4 protein-coding genes are annotated in these 4,191 nt (G+C 64.5%); all 4 read right to left on the reverse strand.

All coding sequences use genetic code 11. The features are described from left to right. Window positions 1-565 precede the first annotated feature (565 nt). From ccoP to ccoN, 4 genes are read right to left on the reverse strand one after another with little or no spacing between them, the layout of a single operon-like run. Entirely contained in the window at window positions 566-1,426 is an 861-nt protein-coding gene (gene ccoP, locus Q0309_RS04230; RefSeq protein ID WP_299437797.1) for a cytochrome-c oxidase, cbb3-type subunit III, read from the reverse strand. Then, window positions 1,410-1,601 (reverse strand): cbb3-type cytochrome c oxidase subunit 3, encoded by a 192-nt coding sequence (locus Q0309_RS04235; protein WP_299437799.1) that lies wholly within the window; start codon window positions 1,599-1,601, stop codon window positions 1,410-1,412. Before Q0309_RS04235 ends, ccoP begins: the two co-directional genes overlap by 17 nt. 31 nt (window positions 1,602-1,632) lie before the next feature. Continuing rightward, entirely contained in the window at window positions 1,633-2,427 is a 795-nt protein-coding gene (gene ccoO / locus Q0309_RS04240) for a cytochrome-c oxidase, cbb3-type subunit II (RefSeq protein WP_299437801.1), read from the reverse strand. Window positions 2,428-2,440: 13 nt separating this feature from the next. Beyond that, window positions 2,441-3,880 (reverse strand): cytochrome-c oxidase, cbb3-type subunit I, encoded by a 1,440-nt coding sequence (ccoN, locus tag Q0309_RS04245; protein ID WP_299437803.1) that lies wholly within the window; start codon window positions 3,878-3,880, stop codon window positions 2,441-2,443. Between the last annotated feature and the right edge of the window lie 311 nt (window positions 3,881-4,191).

A 4,191-nucleotide genomic window follows, 5' to 3' on the forward strand; every position in this document is an offset into this window, starting at 1 on the left:
CCGAAGCGTCCGTTAGGACGCGAGGGATCTCCCAAGGTCGTGTGCCGACGGTCCGTGAAACGTGTCACGATTTCCGTCGCTTGGTATGACACAATCTTGTGCGGTGGGGGTGTCCTTCCGCCCCACGGGCTATCCGAGTCCCTCACCCGCGAAGGCGGCGCCTTCCGCCTGAACCCCCTCCCCACCTCCCCCATAAATGGGGGAGGAGTCTGGTTCGCGCCCTCCGATAGGCCGGAGAATGTCCCGTGAAACGGGTGCGGATCGAACTCCCTCCCCGTTTACGGGCTATCGTATTCACACTTCTTTCCGCCGAAGCGGGAGCCCTTTGCTCGCGCGACGATGTGACTCGTCATTGCGAACCCTCGTCGCAAGACGAGGGTGAAGCAATCCAGAGCGTAAAACGCAAGTATCTGCTCTGGATTGCCCCATTTCTTTAATTTGGGCTGCGCTCCTCGCAATGACGATCTGAAGAAAAAATGTGTGAATCGGATAGCCGTTTACGGGGAGGGTTGGGGTTGGGTCTTGCGCCGCCCCGTCGGTTCGCGCGAACACAGGCGGCAACGCTCTACTGCCCCCCACCCAGCGAATGCACATACACGGCGAGCTGCTTGATTTCCTCGTCCGACAGGCGGTTCTCCCACGGCGGCATGACGCCGTGCGTCGGCTGGCGGACCTGCGCGGCGATCTCCTCCTGGGAGCCGCCATAAAGGAAGATCCGGTTGTTCAGGGGTGGGCCCCCCAGCAGCGAAACGCCACCCCCGTCCGGGCCGTGGCAACTGACGCACTGTTGCGAAAACAAAACCTGGCCCGGCCCGTCCAGCGTTTCGCCGTTCGACAAGGCGTAGACATAGCTGGCGACCGCTTCGATCTCTTCATCCGTGAACCAGTCGTCCCCGAATTCCGGCATGAAGTTGACGCGCGTGTTGGGGTTGTCCTGGTCCCGAATGCCATGGCGGATGGTGGTCAGGATGTCTTCTGGCGTGCCACCCCACAGCCACTCGTCGTCGGCCAGGGTGGGGTAGCCATGGGCGCCGGCGCCGCCGGTCTGGTGGCAGGGGGCGCAGTTCTCCTTGAACAGCACCTCGCCGCCGCGCATGGCGTAGGTGCGCAGGGTGTCGTCCTCCAGGATGGCCGGCACATCCCGGGCGGCGATCTCGGTCAGCCAGCTCGACCGCGCCTCGCGCGCCTCGGCCAGGTCGTCCTGCAGGGCGGAGCGGGCGTTCCAGCCGATGACGCCGTTGAAATACCCGGCCATGGCCGGCCACGATGGATAGATCACCGAATAGATCACCGACCAGATGATGGTGGCGTAGAACACCCACACCCACCACTTCGGCAGCGGCGTGTTCAGTTCCTTGATGCCGTCCCACTCGTGTCCGGTGGTATAGCGGCCGGTGATCTCGTCGCGTTCAGGATGATCGGCCATCGTCTTTTTTCTCCTCGACCCCTTCGTCGTCCCGGAACGGGATCATGGCATCGTCCTTGAACCGGTCCTTGTTGGAGGGCTTGAACGCCCACCAGACGATGCCCAGGAACAGCAGCATCAGCCACAGGCCCCAGAACTGCCGCAGGAAATCCGAGAGGTCCTTCAGGGCCTCCATGGTGCGCCTCCGTTTGGCTGGCGGCGGCCCGTCAGCGGATCCACTCGGCCTTGCGCGCGTCGTCGACGGCGGTGAAGTCGACCATGGTGCCCAGGACCTGCAGGTAGGCCACCAGGGCGTCCATCTCGGTGATCATCTCCGGATTGCCGTCCAGATCGCCCAGGGCCATGGTCGTGGTTTCGTCCTCGTCCCGGTCGGCGCCGTAGGCGAAGTCGGAATAGCGCGCCACCAGCGCCGACGTGTCGGCGTCCGGCGTGGCCTGGGCTTCCAGGTCGGCGATCGCGTTCTCGATGGCCCCGTCGATGGGGCCGTACATCTCGCCGCGCCCGACCAGATCCAGCGTCTTCATGTGGGCGTCGATGGTGTCGTAGTCGAGCGGCCGCTTCGCCAGATACGGATAGCCCGGCATGATGGATTCCGGCACCACCGAGCGCGGATCGATCATGTGACGGACGTGCCACTCGTTCGAATACTTGCCGCCCACCCGCGCCAGGTCCGGACCGGTGCGCTTCGATCCCCATTGGAACGGGTGGTCGAACTTGCTCTCGGCAGCGAGGGAGTAGTGCCCGTACCGCTCGATCTCGTCGCGGAAGGGCCGCACCATCTGGCTGTGGCAGTTGTAACAGCCCTCGCGGACGTAGATATCGCGCCCGGCCAGCTCCAGCGGCGTATAGGGGCGGATACCGCGGACATTCTCGATCGTGGACTTGATGGAGAACAGGGGCACGATCTCCACCAGTCCGCCGACGGCCACCGTGATGAAAATGCCCAGGACCAGCAGAAAGACGTTGGTCTCCAGGTATTTGTGCTGCTTGATGAGGCTCACGGTCCGGCCCCCCTTATCGCTGGGCGCCGACGGTGGCGCCGGCCGGCACGCTGTCCGGCGCGCCCTCCGCCACGTCGCCCCGGATGGTGCGGTACATGTTGTAGGCCATGATCACCGCGCCGGCGATGAACAGCAGGCCGCCGATGGCGCGGATGATGTAGTAGGGCTTCATCGCCTCCACCGACTCGATGAACGAATACTGCAGGAAGCCCAGCTCATCGTAGGCGCGCCACATCAGGCCCTGCATGATGCCGGAGACCCACATGGCGGTGATGTAGAGCACGATGCCCAGGGTGGCGATCCAGAAGTGCAGCGAGACCAGTCTCAGAGAGTATAGCGAGCGGCGCTTCCACAGCACCGGCACCAGGAAGTACAGGGCGCCGAAGGAGATGAAGGCGACCCAGCCGAGCGCGCCGGAATGGACGTGGCCGATGGTCCAGTCGGTGTAGTGCGACAGCGAGTTCACCGCCTTCACCGACATCATCGGGCCTTCGAACGTCGACATGCCGTAAAAGCCGACCGACACCACCAGGAAGCGCAGGACGGGGTCGGTGCGCAGCTTGTCCCAGGCGCCGGACAGCGTCATCAGGCCGTTGATCATGCCGCCCCACGACGGCATCCACAGCATCACCGAGAACACCATGCCCAGGGTCTGCGCCCAGTCGGGCAGGGCCGTGAAGTGCAGGTGGTGCGGTCCGGCCCAGATGTAGAGGAAGATCAGCGCCCAGAAGTGCACGATCGACAGCCGGTAGGAATAGACCGGCCGGTTGGCCTGCTTGGGCACGAAATAGTACATGATGGCCAGGAAGCCGGCCGTCAGGAAGAAGCCGACGGCGTTATGCCCGTACCACCACTGCGTCATGGCGTCCTGCACGCCCGAGAACAGGCTGTAGGACTTCCACCACGTGTCACCGCCCATCAGGGCCACCGGCACCGCCATGTTGTTGCCCAGGTGCAGCAGCGCGACGGTGATGATGAAGGCCAGATAGAACCAGTTAGCGACGTAGATATGCGGCTCGCGCCGTTTCAGGAGGGTGCCGGCAAACGCCGCGAGGTAAAGCACCCAGACCACGGTCAGGAACAGGTCGGCGTACCACTCGGGCTCGGCGTACTCGCGGCTCTGCGTGATGCCGGTCACGTAACCGATCGCCGCCATGACGATGAAGAGCTGGAATCCCCAAAACAGGATGTAGCCGAGCACATCGCCGCCGTACATGCGGGCGCGGCTGGTCTTCTGCACCACGTACAGCGAGGTCGCGAACAGCACGTTGCCGCCGAAGGCGAAGATCACCGCCGACGTGTGCAACGGCCGCAGGCGGCCGAACGAGGTCCACTCCAGATCGAGGTTCAGGGCCGGGATGGCCAGCTGCCAGGCGATGAAATCGCCCGCCGCGAAGCCGATGATGCCCCAGAAGACAGACGCCAGCACGAACAGCCGGATCGGCCCTTCCACATAGGCCGGGCCGTCCGCGCGCGCCCCGTGCGCCGTGGTTGCCTGAGTCAAAGCCACCTCCCGCTCACCTGGTCCCGGCGGAGCCGGGCGCCACAGTCAACCCGTCGCGCGCCGGGCAGGCGCGGGCGAAGGGTTCATGGCGGCCCCGGGAAGCGCGGCATCGCTCGTTCCGAGAGGTTTGCCGACCAAACCTCGCCTCGGAACCGACATCCGATTGTGTGGCCCCCGAAACCGGCCCGTTCGAACGCCAAGACTATCCCGCCACCGGTCCGGCCGGCCATTGATCTGGATCAAAACTATGACGAATTCGG

The organism is uncultured Rhodospira sp. (assembly GCF_937138205.1).
In the GTDB taxonomy this organism is placed as follows: Bacteria; Pseudomonadota; Alphaproteobacteria; order Rhodospirillales; family Rhodospirillaceae; genus Rhodospira.